Below are 16,765 nucleotides of genomic sequence, written 5' to 3' on the forward strand. Positions count from 1 at the left end.
GGGCGGTGGATGGCGCGCTTGGCGCCGAACTCCTCGCCGCCTTCAAGAAGGTCATCGAAAATCCGCTCACCATGCTGATCTAGGCGATATGGACCTGCTTTCCGGGGACAAACGATGAAGACCATCCTGTGCTTTGGCGATTCGCTGACATGGGGGTATGACCCCGCCGGCCCCGGACGGCATCCCTTCGATGATCGGTGGCCGAGCGTGCTTCAGGCGGAGCTGGGCGGTGGTGCGCGTGTGATCGCCGAGGGGCTGAATGGCCGCACCACGGTGTTTGACGATTTCGCATCCGGTGCCGACCGCAACGGCGCACGCCTCTTGCCTACGCTTCTGACCAGCCATGCGCCGCTCGATCTGGTCGTCATCATGCTCGGCACGAACGACATGAAACCCTTCATCTGCGGCCGTGCTTTCGGCGCGAAACAGGGCATGCAGCGTCTGATCGACATCGTGCGCGGTCATGATTATCCGATGGGCGAGCCGGCACCGAAGGTGCTCATCATGTCGCCGCCGGCCGCCTGCGAAACGCCAGAACCGGACTTCGCGGCCCTTTTTGAAAGCGCCCGTATCGAGTCGGCGAAGCTGGCCGGTCTTTATGCTGCGCTCGCGGATGAGACGGGTGCGGGCTTCTTCGATGCAGGAAGCGTGGCTCAGACGAGCCCGCTTGACGGCGTTCATCTGGACGCCGAAAACACAGGCTCCATTGGCCGGGGGCTCGCCCCGGTCGTGAGAGACATGCTTGGACTTTGACAAAGGAGGGATAAGCATGGCCAACACTGTGGAAAATGAAAGCGTACATGCTTCGTGGGGCTGGCTGGCCCTGCTCGGGGCCATTTCACTGATCGGCGGCATTCTGGCTCTCTTCAATCCGTTCGCAGCCACCATGACTGCAGCGATACTGGCAGCCTGGACATTCGTGCTGTTCGGCGTGCTCCAGATCGTGCAGGCGTTTCGTGTTCGGGGCTGGGGCGGGTTTCTCTGGGCCCTGCTGCTGGGGCTGCTGACGCTTGCCGTCGGGATTTCGATCATCGCCAAGCCGGCTGCCGGGATCATTTCGCTGACCATTCTCGTGGCCATCATGTTTCTGGTGCTCGGTGTGGTGAAGGTCATGTATGCCTTCGCATTCCGGCCGCTTTCCGGCTGGGGATGGGTGCTCTTCTCGGGCATCGTCTCGCTTCTGCTCGGCGTCATGATCCTTGCGGACATGCCATGGGCCGCGGCAACAATTCTGGGCATCCTTCTCGCCGTCGAACTGCTTTCGAACGGCGTGTTTCTTTTGCTCATAGCTTTTGGCCTGCGCGGGGCGCAGCGGGCCTGAAAACTCTCGGGGCGCGGCGGTGTGAAAGCCGCGCCCGGACAATGATACGACGACAAGGAGAAACCAGCTGTGGCTGAAAATTACGACGTTATCATCATCGGATCGGGACCCGGCGGCTATGTCACCGCCGTCCGCGCGGCACAGCTTGGTTTGAAAACGGCAATCGTGGAGCGCGAGCATCTGGGCGGCATCTGCCTCAACTGGGGCTGTATCCCAACCAAAGCTCTGCTGCGCTCGGCCGAGATCAAGCATTACGCCGAAAACGGCAAGGATTACGGCCTGACCATCGACGGAAAGATTTCTGCGGATGTGAATGCCGTCGTCGACCGCTCGCGCAAGGTCTCCCAGCGGCTGAATGGCGGCGTCGGCTTCCTGATGAAGAAGAACAAGATCGACGTGATCTGGGGCGAGGCGAAGCTTTCCAAGCCGGGCGAGGTGGTCGTTTCCGAGCCCTCCAAAAAGGCGATGCAGCCGCAGCCACCCATGCCGAAGAACACCAAGGGTGCCGGCACCTACAAGGCAAAGCACATCATTGTTGCGACGGGTGCGCGTCCGCGCGTTCTGCCGGGCATCGAGCCGGATGGCGATAAGATCTGGACCTATTTCGAGGCGATGGTTCCCAAGACCATGCCGAAATCACTCGTCGTGATGGGCTCCGGCGCCATCGGCATGGAGTTCGCCTCCTTCTACCGCACCATGGGAGCGGATGTGACGGTTGTAGAGCTGATGCCGCAGATCCTGCCGGTCGAGGATGCGGAAGTCTCGAAGTTTGCAAAGCGCCAGTTCGAGAAACAGGGCATCCAGTTCAAGCTTGAGGCGAAGGTTGCCAAGGTCGAGAAGACCAAGGACGGGATCACCGCCCATATCGAAACCAAGGACGGCAAGGTTGAGAAGATTTCGGCCGAGAAGCTGATCTCCGCCGTTGGCGTGCAGGGCAACATCGAAAATCTCGGCCTCGAATCGCTCGGGGTTAAGACGGATCGCGGCTGTGTGGCGGTCGACGGGTACGGTCGCACCAATGTTGAGGGCATCTACGCAATCGGCGATGTGGCGGGCCCGCCCATGCTGGCGCACAAGGCCGAGCATGAGGGCGTGATCTGCATCGAGAAGATCGCCGGCGTGCCGGGCGTCCATGCGCTCGACAAGGGGCTGATCCCCGGCTGCACCTATTGCCATCCTCAGGTTGCCTCCGTCGGCCTCACGGAAGCCAAAGCCAAGGAAGCCGGCCGCGACATCCGGGTTGGCCGCTATCAGTTTGCCGCCAACGGCAAGGCGATTGCGCTCGGCGAAGACCAGGGTTTCGTCAAGACGATCTTCGACAAGAAGACGGGCGAGCTTCTCGGCGCGCACATGATTGGTGCCGAGGTTACCGAGCTCATTCAGGGCTTCGTCGTTGCGATGAACCTTGAGACGACGGAAGAAGAGCTGATGCACACGGTCTTCCCGCATCCGACCCTGTCGGAGATGATGAAGGAGAGTGTGCTCGATGCCTATGGGCGTACGCTCAACGCGTAAAATGGGCTGAAGGGCCCTGTTTCCCCCGCACCAACTGGACTATATGCGGGGGAACATCGAACGAGGAACAGGATGATGGAAGAGAGCTACGGTCTTCTGGGCATGCCCGGCGTTGGCTTTTTCGGCCTGCTCGTCATCGGCTTTCTGGCCGGTTACGTGGCCGAGAAAACGATGAACCGCGATCATGGTTTTCTGACCAACATCCTTGTTGGCATCGCCGGTTCCTTCGTCGGCGGAACGCTTGCCGGTCTGGTCGGCATCTCGTTCTACGGTTTTCTGGGCAATCTGGTGATCGCCATTGTTGGCGCGATCCTGATCCTCTGGGTATTCGGACGCTCGTCTTCCAGCCGGGCGCGATAGGACAAACATGGTCACGATTCTCGATACTGTCACCGCCAAGCCGCGCCCGCGGCACCCTGAAAAGGCGCACCGGCCCGATCAGGAAGTGCTGCGCAAGCCCAAATGGATCCGGGTCAAGGCACCGACCTCGCAGGGCTATCTGGAAACCCGCGAGATCGTGAAATCCAACAAGCTTGTGACCGTGTGCGAAGAAGCGGGCTGCCCGAACATCGGTGAATGCTGGGACAAGAAGCACGCGACCTTCATGATCCTTGGCGAAATCTGCACGCGCGCCTGTGCCTTCTGTAACGTCGCCACGGGCATTCCCGGTCCGGTGGATATGAACGAGCCTGAAAACGTCGCCAAGGCGGTGCGCGAGATGGGGCTGAAGCATGTCGTGATCACTTCGGTCGACCGCGACGACCTTGCCGATGGCGGTGCGCAGCATTTTGCCGATGTGATCGGCGCGATCCGTGCCGCATCGCCCGAAACGACCATCGAGATCCTGACGCCGGATTTCCTGCGCAAGGACGGCGCGCTGGAGGTTGTGGTTGCAGCAAAGCCTGACGTCTTCAATCACAACCTGGAGACGGTTCCGGGCAATTATCTCAAGGTGCGCCCCGGCGCGCGCTATTTCCATTCGCTGCGCCTGCTCCAGCAGGTCAAGGAGCTGGATCCGACCATGTTCACCAAATCCGGGATCATGGTGGGGCTTGGCGAAGAGCGCAACGAAGTGTTGCAGCTCATGGACGATCTGCGCTCGGCCAATGTGGATTTCATGACCATCGGCCAGTATCTGCAGCCGACGCGCAAGCACCATCCGGTGAAGAAATTCGTGACGCCCGAAGAATTCAAGTCCTATGAGACCGTGGCTTACACGAAGGGCTTCCTCATGGTGTCGTCGAGCCCGCTGACGCGCTCCTCGCATCACGCAGGCGAGGACTTCGCAAAGCTGAAGGCGGCGCGCGACGCCCGCCTCGAAGGCGCAGGCGCTGCCGCGAACTGATGCCGAAATTCGAGACCGTGCGCCGCGTGGCGCACACGCCCGAGAACATGTTCGCGCTGGTCGCGGACGTGGAGAAATATCCCGAATTCGTGCCCATGTGCGAGGCGCTCAGCGTGCGCACACGCAGGGAGCGCGATGGCGTAACGCTGCTCGTCGCCGACATGACCGTGGGGTACAAGGCGCTGCGCGAGACCTTTACTAGCCAGGTGACGCTGAAACCGGACGATGCGGCCATCGATGTGCGCTATGTGGATGGGCCGTTCCGCTTTCTGAAGAACGAATGGCGCTTTGAGCCGGCCGGTGCGGCGGAGTGCGATATTCACTTCTTCATCGAGTATGAATTCAAGAGCCGTATGCTCGGAGCTGTCATGGGCGCGATGTTCGACCGCGCGTTCCGCATGTTTTCCGAGGCCTTCGAGCGCCGGGCGGACGTGGTTTATGGCGTGAGCGCCTGAATTCAGCCGTCCTTCAAAGCCGACAGAACCATGTCGAGAGCAGCCTCGACGGTCGCTGCGCGCACACCGGCGCGGTCGCGGCCCGCAAAGACGTGGGATTGCGCCAGGGGCGCGCGGCCCTTCAATGCAAGACCGAACCAGACGAGACCGACCGGCTTTTCCGCTGAGTCGCCATCAGGGCCGGCAATGCCGGTGACGGCAACGGCCACGCCAGCGCGTGAGCGGGCGAGCGCACCGGATGCCATCTCCAGCGCCGTTTCCTGCGAAACAGCGCCATGGGCGGCGAGCGTTTCGGATGAGACGCCGAGCATCTCCATCTTGGCTTCGTTGGAATAGGTGACGAAACCACGATCGACGACGGAGGAGGAACCGGCGATGTCCGTCAGGGCCGCGGCGATCATGCCGCCGGTGCAGGATTCGGCCGTGGCCAGCATGATGCCGCGTGTTTCGCAGGCCGAAAGAACGGCGCGAGCCCGATCCTCGTATTCACTCATGCCGGCACCTCGCCGGGATAGATCACGCTGGCCGTGGCGATAGCAGCAATGCCTTCCTCACGGCCGATGAAGCCCATCTTTTCATTCGTCGTCGCCTTGATGGAAATGCGATGCGGCGCGATGCCGAGCATGGTGGACAGCGCAGCGGTCATTGCCTCGCGGTGTGGGCCGACTTTCGGTGCCTCGCAGATGATCGTGACATCGGCATTGGCGATGCGGCCACCGGCCTCGCGCACGATCCGGGCCGCGTGCTCGAGGAAGATGTGCGAGGCAGCACCCTTCCACTGCGGATCCGATGGCGGAAAGTGCGTGCCGATATCGCCGGCGCCACAGGTGGCAAGTAGCGCGTCGGTGAGCGCGTGAAGGCCGACATCGGCATCCGAATGGCCGGAAAGGCGCTTTGTGTGCGGTATGCTCACGCCGCAAAGAATGACGCGTCGCCATCGGTGAAGGTGTGAACATCGTAACCGTTTCCGGTGCGCACGTCCGGGAAGGCCGACGGGCGGTTCAGGCGCTCGTCGGCGAGCGCAATGTCGCGCGCCCAGGTAAGCTTGATGTTGTCCACGGCACCGGCAACGAGACGAACGGGTATCTTTGCCCATTCGGCGATCGAGGCATCGTCGGTAAAGTCCTCGCGGCCGAGTTTGTGTGCGCGGTCGTGGGCAGCGGCAATGAGTGCGAAAGGAAAGCCTTGGGGTGTCTGGGCGGCGTGCAGATCGTGGCGCGGCACGGTTTCGGCGATGAACCCTGCGGGACCGGCGCGCTTGACCGTGTCGGCGACGGGAAGGGCGGGCAGGGCGCCTCGGCCCTCTTCCACCGCACCGATGATGCGGTCGATCAGTTCACGGTCGATGAAGGGGCGCACGCCATCATGGATAAGCACGGTCTGGGGTTCGGGATCGTAAAGCGCAAGCAGGGCGAGCCGGGTGGAGGCCTGTCGGGAATGACCGCCATGGATCGCCCGGACACGTGGATCGCAAAGGCCGGCCGTGGCTTCGGCAAAGAGCGCATCGTCATCGGGATGGATTGCGACCACGATGCGGCCGATGCGGGGATCGGCGAGGAAGGTCTCAAGCGTGTGACGCAGAACCGGCTTGCCACCGATCAGGCGATACTGCTTCGGCCCCTCTGTGGATTGCCCGGCCCGCTCGCCGCGCCCCGCGGCGACAATCACGGCAGCGACCTCTCCCGCCGGGCGGGAGGCCAGCGGATCGGCTTCGTCCAGGGTCTCGGATTGGTGCATCTGCTTGTCCATAGGGCAGACGCATAATAAGACACGCCGCGAAAGGCCAGCCGAATTTACAATCTGTGTTGCCCGATGCGAATTGGCTGTTGCGGGCAGGGGGCGAATTGGCTAAATATTAAGCACAGGATATAGGTGCATCACTTTTGTGCAATCCATCAGCTGAAATTCTCTCGGGGCCTCTTTCGGTCGGGTCGGTGACGATCCGCAACCGGGTGTTTCTGGCGCCCATGTCGGGCGTGACGGATCTGGCCTTTCGGGCGCGCGCGCATGCGCATGGGGCGGGGCTTGTCGTCTCTGAAATGGTGGCGAGCGGTGAACTTGCGCGCGGCAAGGCGGAATCGGCACGCCGCCTGCGCCGGCCGGACGTGGATGTGCACATGGTGCAGCTCGCCGGCAGGGAAGCGCACTGGATGGCCGAAGGGGCGCGCATTGCGGAAGCGCAGGGCGCCGACATCATCGACATCAACATGGGCTGCCCGGCCAAGAAGGTGACGGGTGGATATTCGGGTTCTGCGCTGATGCGTGAGCCCGACCATGCGCTAAGCCTGATCGAGGCTGTCGTGGCGGCGGTGCAGGTGCCTGTAACGGTCAAGATGCGGCTTGGGTGGGACGAGAATGCGCTCAATGCGCCGGAAATCGCAAGCCGCGCGGAGAATGCCGGTGTCGCTATGGTGACGGTTCACGGGCGCACGCGCTGCCAGTTTTACAAGGGCAGGGCGGACTGGCAGGCGATTTCGGCAGTCAAGGCGGCTGTCGGTATTCCGGTCGTGGCCAATGGCGACGTGACCACGGCAGAGGATGCCGCCGGCATACTGGCCGCGTCGGGTGCGGATGCGGTGATGATCGGCCGGGCGCATTACGGCGCGCCGTGGGTTGCGGGTGCGGTTGCTGCGAATGCCGAACGCCGGCCTGAAAACCTCTCCGATTACGTGATCGACCATTATGAGGCGATGCTCGCGCTTTACGGCACGGAGCACGGCACGCGGCATGCCCGCAAACATCTCGGCTGGTACATGGAACGCCATCTCGACGCGGTGGATGCCGAGACCAGAAAGGCGATCATGACGGGCACCGATCACCTTGAAGTGTCGCGCCTGCTGCGCGACCTGTTTCGCAGGCAAGAGGAGCGTCTGGCCGCATGAACCGACCGGGTGAGCGCACACGCATGGACACCGGCCCCGCCAGCCTGCTCCTGAACACGCTGCGGCACCCTGTGGTGATGATCGATCAGGATGGCTTCATGATCGAGGTCAATGCCGAGGCGGAGGATTTCTTCCGCTCGGGCGCCGCCATTCTCGCGCGCAGCCGGCTGGCCGATTTCGTGCCCTTTGGGAGCCCGCTGATCGCCCTTGTCGAACAGGTGCGCGAGCAGCGCGTGGCCATCAACGAATATCGTGTCGACATTTCTTCGCCCCGGCTCGGTGCGGAGCGCATGGTGGACATTCATGCCGCGCCGGTTTCCGAAGTGCCGGGCGCTGTCGCGCTCCTCCTGCAGGAGCGCTCCATGGCCGACAAGATCGACCGGCAGATGGTGCACCGGGGTGCTGCCCGCTCGGTAACGGGGCTTGCGGCCATGCTGGCGCATGAGATCAAGAACCCGCTTTCGGGCATTCGCGGCGCGGCACAGTTGCTCGAACACGCGGTGTCCGACGAGGATCGCGCATTGACGCGGCTCATCACGGAAGAGACGGACCGGATCGTCGCGCTGGTGGATCGCATGGAAGTGTTTTCCGACGAAAGGCCGGTGGAGCGCGATCCGATCAATATTCATCTCGTGCTCGATCATGTGAAGGCTGTTGCCAAAAGCGGCTTTGCCCGCAAGGTGAGCATTGTCGAGGACTACGATCCATCGCTGCCGCCCGTATGGGCCAATCGCGATCAGCTTATCCAGATCTTTCTGAACCTGGTGAAGAACGCCGCCGAGGCGATCGGCGACCGGGACGATGGCGAGATAAGGCTGACGACTGCATTTCGCCCCGGCATCCGCCTGTCGGTACCCGGCTCGCCTGACCGTGTGGCCCTGCCGCTGGAGTTCTGCGTCTACGACAACGGACCGGGCGTTCCGGAAGACCTTCGGCAGATCATCTTCGATCCGTTCGTGACCTCCAAGCAGAACGGGTCCGGCCTCGGGCTGGCGCTGGTGGCCAAGATCGTTGGCGCGCATGGCGGGGTGATCGAATGCGAATCCTCCGGCCAGCGCGGCACGGTGTTCCGCATTCTGATGCCCGCCTGGCGCGAAGCGCGCCGCAAGGATGCCCTTCATCACGAAGAGGATAGGCCCGCATGACCAGCATTCTTGTCGCCGACGATGACGCAGCCATCCGCACAGTTCTGAACCAGGCGCTGTCGCGTGCCGGCCATGACGTGCGGGTGACGTCGAATGTCGAGACGCTGTGGCGCTGGGTCTCGGCGGGCGAGGGGGATCTGGTGATCACCGACGTGGTCATGCCCGATGGCAATGCGTTCGACCTTCTGCCCAGAATCCGCAAGGCGCGACCGGACCTGCCGGTTGTGGCGATGAGCGCGCAGAACACGTTCATGACCGCCATACGCGCCTCCGAGGTCGGCGCCTATGAATATCTGCCGAAGCCCTTCGACCTGACGGAACTCGTCAATATCGTCGGGCGCGCACTTTCCGAACCGAAGGCGAGCCAGAAGGAAACCGCCAGCGCCGAAGCGCCGGATGCACTGCCCCTGATCGGGCGTTCTGCCGCGATGCAGGAGATTTACCGCCTTCTTGCGCGCATGATGCAGACAGATCTCACGGTGATGATCAGCGGTGAATCCGGCACCGGCAAGGAACTTGTGGCGCGCGCGCTCCATGAGTATGGCCGCAGGCGCAAGGGCCCCTTCGTGGCCATCAACATGGCAGCCATCCCGCGCGACCTGATCGAATCCGAGCTCTTCGGACACGAAAAAGGCGCCTTCACCGGGGCGCAGGCGCGTTCCTTCGGCCGCTTCGAGCAGGCGGAGGGCGGGACGCTCTTTCTCGATGAGATCGGCGACATGCCCATGGAGGCGCAAACGCGTCTCCTGCGTGTGCTGCAGCAGGGCGAGTATACGACGGTTGGCGGGCGGACACCGATCCGCACCGATGTGCGCATCGTCGCGGCCACCAACAAGGACCCCAGAACGCTGATCGATCAGGGGCTCTTTCGTGAGGACCTTTTTTACCGGCTCAACGTCGTGCCCCTGCGCCTCCCACCGCTGCGGGAACGGGCGGAAGACATTCCTGATCTCGTCAGGCACTTCTTTGCGCGGGCAGAACAGGAAGGGTTGCAGCCCAAACGGATCGGTTCGGAGGGTCTCAATAGCCTCAAGAACTATCGCTGGCCGGGCAATGTGCGCGAACTGGAGAATCTGGTGCGCCGCCTGGCGGCGCTTTATCCGCAGGATGAAATCTCTGCCGAAATCATCGAACAGGAACTGCGCGCCGCCGGCGCATTACGGGCCAGCCAGTCGGAAGCCCTGCCCGAAGAGACGACCCTCACGCAGGCGGTGGAGCAGCATCTTCAACGCTATTTCACGCAGTTCGGCGATCAGCTTCCACCGGCAGGACTCTATCAGCGTGTGCTGGCGGATGTGGAGCAGCCCCTTTTGATCGCGGCGCTGACGGCGACCGGCGGGAATCAGCTCAAGGCAGCGGACCTTCTGGGGCTCAATCGCAACACGCTGCGCAAGAAGATCCGCGACTATGGCATCAACATCTATCGCGGTGCGGGCTGACATGCCCGTAAACCGGCTGTTTGACTGATATCAGCCCACCCAGTGTCGGGGCCTGTTAATATGGCCTCGATCCCCGTTCTGCCCCAGCAATGCCGCAATGTTCGGAAAAGCAACTGTTGCCAGTCGGTTACAGTCGTTGCATATGTGCAACATAGATGCGGCATGGAAGAGTAGAAGCAGGGGTAATGGTCAGCTTGTCAGAGAGTTCGCCGACGCAGGCTTTTGTTGCGGCTTCGCCTGTTCGGCGCGGGCGCTCAGCCACTTTTTACGTCGGCGTCGCTGCGGCCATCGGCGCGCTTGTGACCGCCGCCATTTCTTTTACCGTCCTTCTTGGTCTTACCCCGTTCACCCCTGATGAGCGCGCAACACTTCTGCTGATCGCAGTCAATTTCGCCTTCATCATGCTGCTTTTAGGCTGATCGTGCTCGAAGGACTGCGCATCTACAAATCCCGCAAGGGACAGAGGGCGGCGTCCCGCCTGCACGTGCGCATCATCGCAATGTTCTCGCTCGTGGCGGCAATTCCGGCGATCCTCGTGGCGGTGATCGCCTCGGTGACCCTGGAGCTCGGGCTCGACCGCTGGTTCGAGCTGCGCACCAAGGTGATTGTCTATTCCTCGCTCTCGATTGCCGATGCCTACGTGCAGCAGAATGCACGCAGCCTGCAGGGGACGACCGAGAGCATGGGGGTTCGACTGGACCAGGCGCGCACGCTCTACAATCTCGACCGGTACGGTTTTCGTGATTTCATGACGCGTCAGGCCATGCTGCGTGGTCTTGCGGACGCCGAACTGGTTCGCGAAGACGGCTCCGTCATCATGAGTGCGCAGATGGTCGAAGACATTCCATTGCCGCGCCCGGGAGCCAAGGCGATGGACCTCGCCAACAGCTCGCAGATCGCTTTCAACGAGATTGGCGGCACCAATCTGGTGACCGCCGTCTACAAGCTTCAGGACATTCCTGATGCCTATCTCTACACCGGTGCGCTGCTCGATCCCGAAGTGCTCAAGGCGCGGCAGATCGTGCGCACCAACACCGACGAATACCGATCTCTCGAAGGCAACCGGGGCAACACGCAGATCGCCTTTGCGCTGCTCTATCTGGTGGTAACGCTGGCGATTGTACTGGCGGCCATCTGGACGGGCATCGCCGTGGCTGACCGGCTTGTGCGCCCGATACGGCAGCTCATCGGCGCGGCCGGGGCGGTCTCGACCGGCGATCTCGATGTCACGGTCCCCGTCCGTTCTTCCGACGGGGATGTCGGTCTGCTTGGCGACACGTTCAACAAGATGACACAGCAGCTCAAATCGCAGCGCGATCAGCTCATCGCCGCCAAGGACGTGATCGACGAGCGTCGGCGCTTTACCGAAGCGGTCCTTTCCGGTGTCAGCGCCGGGGTCATCGGTGTGGAGGCTGACGGCTCGGTCGCCATGGTCAACCGGTCTGCGGAGTCCATGCTCGGCATATCTGCTCACGAGGCGGTGAACAGGAACCTTTCCGCCGTTCTACCGCATGTCGGGCGTGTGTTCGAAATGGGGCGCAAGTCCGGTCGCCCCGTCTACCGCGAACAGGCAACTTTCTTTCGAGGCGGGTCGGAACGTACCTTCAACATTCAGATTACGACGGAAGAGGGCGTCAACGAGGATGACGAGCATTCCTATGTGGTTACGGTCGACGACATCACCGATCTGATGCAGGCACAGCGTTCCATGGCCTGGGCGGACGTGGCGCGGCGTATCGCTCATGAGATCAAGAATCCGCTGACACCGATCCAGTTGTCGGCCGAACGAATCCGCCGCAGGTTCGGAAAGGTAATCGAGCACGATCGGGAAATCTTCGATCAGTGCACGGACACGATCATCCGGCAGGTTGGCGATATCGGCAGGATGGTGGACGAGTTCTCCGCCTTCGCACGGATGCCGAAGCCGGATATTCAGCGCCTTGACCTGCGGGAACCATTGCGTGAGGCCTCTTTCCTGGTGGAAGTGGCCCGCAATGAGATCAGCTTCGAGCGCCATATTTCCGAGACGCCGCTGATGGGGCGGTTTGATGCGCGCCTCATGGGGCAGGCTTTCGGCAACATTATCAAAAACGCCGCCGAGGCAATCGACGCCGCCGAGCGCAGCAACGGCCAGCCGGGTGCGATCCGCATCAATGCCGGCATGAACGGCCGCTTCATCCAGATCGAGGTGATCGACAACGGCAAGGGACTGCCGCGTGAAAACCGCCAGCGTCTGCTGGAGCCCTATATGACCACGCGGGAAAAGGGCACGGGCCTCGGCCTGGCGATCGTGAAGAAGATCATCGAGGACCATGGCGGACGCCTCGAACTGCACGATGCACCCGCCGGTTTCCATGGCGGCATCGGCGCGATGATCCGCATCATACTTCCCGCCGCCGAAGAGAATGGCGGCGCTCTTGACACGACAAGAAGGTAAATCATGGCTTCCGATATTCTGATCGTAGACGACGAGGAAGACATCCGCGAGCTCGTTGCCGGCATTCTGAGCGATGAAGGCCATGAGACGCGCACCGCTTATGACAGCGACAGCGCGCTCGCCTCGATCTCTGAGCGCGTTCCGCGCCTGATCCTGCTCGACATCTGGCTACAGGGATCGAAGCTCGACGGTCTGGCTCTGCTCGACAAGATCAAGGAACTGCATCCCCACATTCCCGTCGTGATGATTTCCGGCCATGGCACGATCGAGACGGCCGTGTCGGCCATCAAGCGTGGCGCGTACGACTTCATCGAGAAGCCCTTCAAGACGGATCGGATGATCCTGATCTGCGAGCGCGCGCTTGAAATCTCCAAGCTCAAGCGCGAGATGAGCGACCTGAAGAAGCGCAGTGGCGCATCGTTCGACCTTGTCGGGGACTCGGCAACGCTCAACCATTTGCGCCAGACCATCGAACGGGTGGCGCCGTCGAACAGCCGCATCATGCTGACGGGGCCATCCGGCTCCGGCAAGGAGCTGGTCGCCCGGGCGATCCATGCCGCCTCGCCACGCAGCAATGGCCCGTTCGTGACGCTGAACGCAGCCGCGATCACGCCCGAACGCATGGAAATCGAGCTGTTCGGCACAGAATCCGACGGCGGCGAGAGGAAGGTTGGGGCTCTTGAGGAAGCACATGGCGGGGTGCTCTATCTCGACGAAGTGGCCGACATGCCGCTCGGCACGCAGAGCAAGATCCTGCGTGTTCTTGTGGATCAGCAGTTCGAGCGGGTGGGCGGCACACGGCGGGTGAAGGTGGATGTACGCATCATCTCCTCGACGGCGCAGAACATCGAATCCCTGATCGCCGACGGCCGGTTCCGCGAAGACCTGTTTCATCGGCTGGCCGTTGTGCCCGTGGTGGTGCCGCCATTGGCGGACCGCCGCGAGGACATTCCGCTGCTCGTCGATCATTTCATGCAGCAGATCGGCGAGCAGGCCGGCATCAAGCCGCGCCCGCTGGGCAACGATGCCATGGCCGTTCTCCAGGCTCACAACTGGCCAGGCAATGTGCGTCAGCTCCGCAACAATATCGAGCGGTTGATGATCCTCACGCGCGGGGACGGGCCGGATACGCCGATCACGGCAGATCTTCTGCCGGCGGAAATCGGCGATGTCATGCCGCGCCTGCCTACACAATCGGACCAGCACATCATGGCCCTGCCGCTGCGCGAGGCGCGCGAACTTTTCGAGAAGGAATATCTACTGGCGCAGATCAACCGCTTTGGCGGAAACATTTCGCGTACGGCGGAGTTTGTCGGCATGGAGCGCTCGGCCCTTCACCGAAAGCTCAAATCGCTCGGCGTCTAGTGGCGCGGAGCGGGCATCCGGCTTTCAGGTTTCCATGTCGCTGGAAAAGCGCTAGAGCAGGGGCCTTGCAGACCCGATATCCGGTCTTCGATGAGGCAGGGAACAGGCGATGAAAGTCATTATTTGCGGCGCGGGCCAGGTTGGTTTCGGTATCGCGGAGCGCTTGGCGGCCGAGCAGAACGACGTGTCCGTGATCGATACCTCGCCGGAACTGATTCGCGCGGTTCGCGACACGCTCGATGTACGCGGTTTCGTCGGCCATGGCGCGCATCCCGACGTGCTGGCATCCGCCGGCGCAAGCGAAGCCGACATGATCATCGCCGTGACCCTGTTCGACGAAGTGAACATGGTCGCCTGCCAGGTGGCGCATTCGCTTTTCAATGTGCCGACCAAGATCGCGCGCATTCGTTCGCAGTCATATCTGCAATCGCACTATATGGACCTGTTCTCGCGCGATCACCTGCCCATCGACGTGATCATTTCGCCGGAAGTCGAGGTCGGCGAGATGGTGATGCGCCGCATCGCGCTGCCGGGTGCGACGGATGTGGTGAGCTTTGCCGATGACAGGGTATCGATGGTCGCGATCGAATGTCTGGAGGAATGCCCCGTCATCAACACGCCGCTGGCGCAGTTGACCGAGCTTTTCCCCGACCTGCCGTCTACCGTTGTGGGCGTCTCGCGCGAGGGCAAGCTCTTCATCCCGCATTCGGGCGACCAGCTCATTGCCGGCGATCTCGCCTATGTGGTGACGACCAAGGACCAGGTGCGGCGCACGCTTGGCCTTTTCGGACATGAAGAGCGCGAGGCAACGCGGATCGTCATCGCCGGCGGCGGCAATATCGGCCTCTATGTTTCGCGCGCCATGGAAAAGAAGCAGAGCCGCACAAAGGTCAAGGTGATCGAGAACACGCGCGAACGCGCGGTCGCGCTGGCCGACAAGCTGCGTCGCACAGTGGTTCTGCATGGCAGCGCGCTCGACCAGAAGCTGCTCCTGGAAGCCGACATCCAGCATGCCGACCTGATGGTGGCGCTGACCAATGACGACCAGGTCAACATTTTGTCGAGCGTGATCGCCAAGCGCCTCGGCTGTCGCTCCAACCTCGTTCTGATCAACAATCCGACCTATCACGATTTTGCCAAAACGCTGGGAATCGACGCCCATGTGAACCCGCGTTCGGTGACGATTTCGAAAGTGCTCCAGCATGTCAGGCGCGGCCGCATTCGCGCCGTCCACAACATTCAGCGCGGGGCGGCCGAGGTCATCGAGGCTGAGGCACTCGAGACCTCGCCGCTTGTGGGACCGCCACTCAGCGAGGTGGAGTTCCCCGACGGAATGCGCATCGGCGCAGTCTATCGTGACGGTGCGGTGATCAAGCCGAGCGGGTCTCTGAAGATCAAGCCGAAGGACCGGGTGGTGATCTTTGCGCTCGAAAGTGCCGTGCGCCAGGTCGAGCAGATGTTCCGCGTCAGCCTGGAGTTCTTCTGAGGCGCTTGAAAAACCCGGCGCAGGGCGGCAAAACAGATTTCTCTTATAAGCGGCAACAATTCCAGCCCGCAGATTCCATCAGACGGAGACCCAGACATGCCACGCATTGCTTATGTGAACGGGCGTTATGCGAATCACAGTGACGCGATGGTTCACGTGGAGGACCGTGGCTATCAGCTCGCCGACGGCGTTTATGAGGTGTGCGAGATTTCCCGCGGTTTCATCATCGACATGAAGGGGCATCTGGACCGGCTCGACCGGTCGCTGCGCGAGCTTCGCATGGACTGGCCGGTGGAGCGCGGGGCGCTGGAGTTCATCATGCGCGAGGTCATCCGCCGCAACCATGTTCACAACGGTATGGTCTATCTGCAGGTCACGCGCGGTGTCGCACCGCGTGATCATGCCTTCCCGACCACGCCGGTTCGCTCCGCGCTGGTGGTAACGGCCAAGCGCATGGACCCGAAAGCCGCGGCAAAGAAGGCCGAAAAGGGCATGACGGTGATCACCGTCCCCGAAAACCGCTGGGAGCGGGTCGACATCAAGACGATCGGCCTTCTGCCAAACGTTCTTGCACGCCAGGCGGCGGTCGACGCCGGTGCGCAGGAGGCCTGGTTCGTCGATCCGGACGGAACGGTCAAGGAGGGCGCGTCCACCAATGCCTGGATCGTTACCGCGGATGGCGGCTTGGTAACGCGGCCGGCCGATTTCGGCATTCTGCGCGGGATAACCCGGGCGACCGTCATGAAGGTCGCCGACGATCTCGGTCTCAAGGTCGAGGAGCGCGCATTCTCGGTTGAAGAAGCCCAGAGCGCGCGCGAAGCCTTCGTGACGAGCGCGACCAGTGTGGTCATGCCGGTGGTCAGCATCGACGGCAAACCCGTGGCCAATGGGCATCCAGGGACTGTCGCGCGGTCCCTGCGAGAGGCGTTTTTTGCGATTGCGGAAAAAAGTCCTAGCTGTTAACCAACGCGCATGATGATGCGGCTCGGTATAATGGGCGACGACTGGCATCAATTGATCACGCAGTCTCTGTCGCAGACTTTCTTGACAGGAGCGTGTCATATTTGCGCTACTGGCTGCTCCAAGGCAGCGAATGGGTGAAAGACCAAAAATGGCGGAACGAACTCAAAACCTGCAGGACCTGTTCCTGAATACCGTTCGCAAGAGCAAGAATCCTCTCACGATCTTTCTCATCAACGGTGTCAAGCTGACAGGCATTGTTACTTCCTTCGATAATTTCTGCGTGCTCCTGCGCCGCGACGGACATTCGCAGCTCGTCTACAAGCATGCGATCTCGACGATCATGCCGAGCCAGCCCGTTCAGCTTTACGACGCCGAGGAAAGCAATCGGGACTCCTGATTGGCCGACACACGC

At 61.9% G+C, this 16,765-nt stretch carries 14 protein-coding genes and 2 pseudogenes; 14 read left to right on the plus strand and 2 right to left on the minus strand.

From position 1 onward, the window contains the following. The first annotated feature begins 114 nt into the window (after positions 1–114). From JCM21793_RS02910 to JCM21793_RS02935, 6 genes are all read left to right on the plus strand, one after another. Complete coding sequence (locus JCM21793_RS02910; RefSeq protein ID WP_025029401.1) at positions 115–753, plus strand: SGNH/GDSL hydrolase family protein; 639 nt, start codon at positions 115–117, stop codon at positions 751–753. A 16-nt stretch (positions 754–769) separates the two neighbouring features. Beyond that, positions 770–1,321 carry an HdeD family acid-resistance protein gene (locus tag JCM21793_RS02915; RefSeq protein ID WP_007007440.1) on the plus strand — a complete coding sequence of 184 codons (552 nt, stop codon included), beginning with the start codon at positions 770–772 and terminating at the stop codon, positions 1,319–1,321. Positions 1,322–1,390: 69 nt separating this feature from the next. Continuing rightward, on the plus strand, positions 1,391–2,836 hold the full coding sequence (gene lpdA, locus JCM21793_RS02920; protein ID WP_007007441.1) for a dihydrolipoyl dehydrogenase: 1,446 nt from the start codon (positions 1,391–1,393) through the stop codon (positions 2,834–2,836). A gap of 75 nt (positions 2,837–2,911) precedes the next feature. Further along, positions 2,912–3,196, plus strand: a complete 285-nt coding sequence (locus JCM21793_RS02925) for a GlsB/YeaQ/YmgE family stress response membrane protein (protein WP_007007442.1) — start codon at positions 2,912–2,914, stop codon at positions 3,194–3,196. Between the two features lie 7 nt (positions 3,197–3,203). Further along, positions 3,204–4,181, plus strand: a complete 978-nt coding sequence (lipA, locus tag JCM21793_RS02930; RefSeq protein ID WP_007007443.1) for a lipoyl synthase — start codon at positions 3,204–3,206, stop codon at positions 4,179–4,181. Then, complete coding sequence (locus JCM21793_RS02935; protein WP_025029402.1) at positions 4,181–4,636, plus strand: type II toxin-antitoxin system RatA family toxin; 456 nt, start codon at positions 4,181–4,183, stop codon at positions 4,634–4,636. The genes lipA and JCM21793_RS02935 overlap by 1 nt, the downstream gene beginning before the upstream one ends. A gap of 2 nt (positions 4,637–4,638) precedes the next feature. Here JCM21793_RS02935 and JCM21793_RS02940 read toward each other — a convergent pair whose 3' ends face one another. Further along, the gene (locus JCM21793_RS02940) at positions 4,639–5,130 is read right to left on the minus strand and encodes a CinA family protein (protein ID WP_025029403.1); all 492 of its coding nucleotides are present in this window, start codon (positions 5,128–5,130) and stop codon (positions 4,639–4,641) included. Further along, positions 5,127–6,355 (minus strand): annotated as a pseudogene (locus JCM21793_RS23835) (bifunctional 2-C-methyl-D-erythritol 4-phosphate cytidylyltransferase/2-C-methyl-D-erythritol 2,4-cyclodiphosphate synthase). Before JCM21793_RS23835 ends, JCM21793_RS02940 begins: the two are co-directional and overlap by 4 nt. A gap of 215 nt (positions 6,356–6,570) precedes the next feature. On the opposite strand from JCM21793_RS23835, the gene dusB reads away from it, so the two are divergent. The 8 genes and pseudogenes from dusB (at position 6,571) to hfq (ending at position 16,750) form a co-directional block, all read left to right on the plus strand. Next, the gene (dusB, locus tag JCM21793_RS02950; protein ID WP_370671621.1) at positions 6,571–7,518 is read left to right on the plus strand and encodes a tRNA dihydrouridine synthase DusB; all 948 of its coding nucleotides are present in this window, start codon (positions 6,571–6,573) and stop codon (positions 7,516–7,518) included. Then, on the plus strand, positions 7,515–8,663 hold the full coding sequence (locus JCM21793_RS02955; RefSeq protein WP_025029405.1) for a two-component system sensor histidine kinase NtrB: 1,149 nt from the start codon (positions 7,515–7,517) through the stop codon (positions 8,661–8,663). The genes dusB and JCM21793_RS02955 overlap by 4 nt, the downstream gene beginning before the upstream one ends. Beyond that, complete coding sequence (gene ntrC / locus JCM21793_RS02960) at positions 8,660–10,102, plus strand: nitrogen regulation protein NR(I) (RefSeq protein ID WP_025029406.1); 1,443 nt, start codon at positions 8,660–8,662, stop codon at positions 10,100–10,102. The genes JCM21793_RS02955 and ntrC overlap by 4 nt, the downstream gene beginning before the upstream one ends. Before the next feature lie 185 nt (positions 10,103–10,287). Next, positions 10,288–12,539: pseudogene (locus tag JCM21793_RS23840) on the plus strand (sensor histidine kinase NtrY-like). Positions 12,540–12,542: 3 nt separating this feature from the next. Beyond that, positions 12,543–13,904, plus strand: a complete 1,362-nt coding sequence (ntrX, locus tag JCM21793_RS02970; protein WP_025029407.1) for a nitrogen assimilation response regulator NtrX — start codon at positions 12,543–12,545, stop codon at positions 13,902–13,904. Between the two features lie 109 nt (positions 13,905–14,013). Beyond that, a complete protein-coding gene (gene trkA / locus JCM21793_RS02975) occupies positions 14,014–15,390 on the plus strand; it encodes a Trk system potassium transporter TrkA (protein WP_007007452.1) in 1,377 nt (458 codons plus the stop codon). 96 nt (positions 15,391–15,486) lie between these two features. Further along, positions 15,487–16,353 carry a D-amino-acid transaminase gene (locus JCM21793_RS02980; RefSeq protein WP_007007453.1) on the plus strand — a complete coding sequence of 289 codons (867 nt, stop codon included), beginning with the start codon at positions 15,487–15,489 and terminating at the stop codon, positions 16,351–16,353. A gap of 148 nt (positions 16,354–16,501) precedes the next feature. Beyond that, positions 16,502–16,750 (plus strand): RNA chaperone Hfq, encoded by a 249-nt coding sequence (gene hfq / locus JCM21793_RS02985; protein WP_007007454.1) that lies wholly within the window; start codon positions 16,502–16,504, stop codon positions 16,748–16,750. Positions 16,751–16,765: the final 15 nt, after the last annotated feature.

The sequence above is a fragment of the Nitratireductor aquibiodomus NL21 = JCM 21793 genome, assembly GCF_000615975.1.
Lineage (GTDB): Bacteria > Pseudomonadota > Alphaproteobacteria > Rhizobiales > Rhizobiaceae > Nitratireductor > Nitratireductor aquibiodomus.

What these genes read in the sequence shown, in the direction of transcription:
- JCM21793_RS02910 (WP_025029401.1), top strand. Translation starts at nt 115, where the DNA reads ATGAAGACCATCCTGTGCTTTGGCGATTCGCTGACATGGGGGTATGAC.
- JCM21793_RS02915 (WP_007007440.1), top strand. Translation starts at nt 770, where the DNA reads ATGGCCAACACTGTGGAAAATGAAAGCGTACATGCTTCGTGGGGCTGG.
- JCM21793_RS02925 (WP_007007442.1), top strand. Translation starts at nt 2,912, where the DNA reads ATGGAAGAGAGCTACGGTCTTCTGGGCATGCCCGGCGTTGGCTTTTTC.
- lipA (WP_007007443.1), top strand. Translation starts at nt 3,204, where the DNA reads ATGGTCACGATTCTCGATACTGTCACCGCCAAGCCGCGCCCGCGGCAC.
- JCM21793_RS02935 (WP_025029402.1), top strand. Translation starts at nt 4,181, where the DNA reads ATGCCGAAATTCGAGACCGTGCGCCGCGTGGCGCACACGCCCGAGAAC.
- JCM21793_RS02940 (WP_025029403.1), bottom strand. Translation starts at nt 5,130, where the DNA reads ATGAGTGAATACGAGGATCGGGCTCGCGCCGTTCTTTCGGCCTGCGAA.
- JCM21793_RS02955 (WP_025029405.1), top strand. Translation starts at nt 7,515, where the DNA reads ATGAACCGACCGGGTGAGCGCACACGCATGGACACCGGCCCCGCCAGC.
- ntrC (WP_025029406.1), top strand. Translation starts at nt 8,660, where the DNA reads ATGACCAGCATTCTTGTCGCCGACGATGACGCAGCCATCCGCACAGTT.
- ntrX (WP_025029407.1), top strand. Translation starts at nt 12,543, where the DNA reads ATGGCTTCCGATATTCTGATCGTAGACGACGAGGAAGACATCCGCGAG.
- trkA (WP_007007452.1), top strand. Translation starts at nt 14,014, where the DNA reads ATGAAAGTCATTATTTGCGGCGCGGGCCAGGTTGGTTTCGGTATCGCG.
- JCM21793_RS02980 (WP_007007453.1), top strand. Translation starts at nt 15,487, where the DNA reads ATGCCACGCATTGCTTATGTGAACGGGCGTTATGCGAATCACAGTGAC.
- hfq (WP_007007454.1), top strand. Translation starts at nt 16,502, where the DNA reads ATGGCGGAACGAACTCAAAACCTGCAGGACCTGTTCCTGAATACCGTT.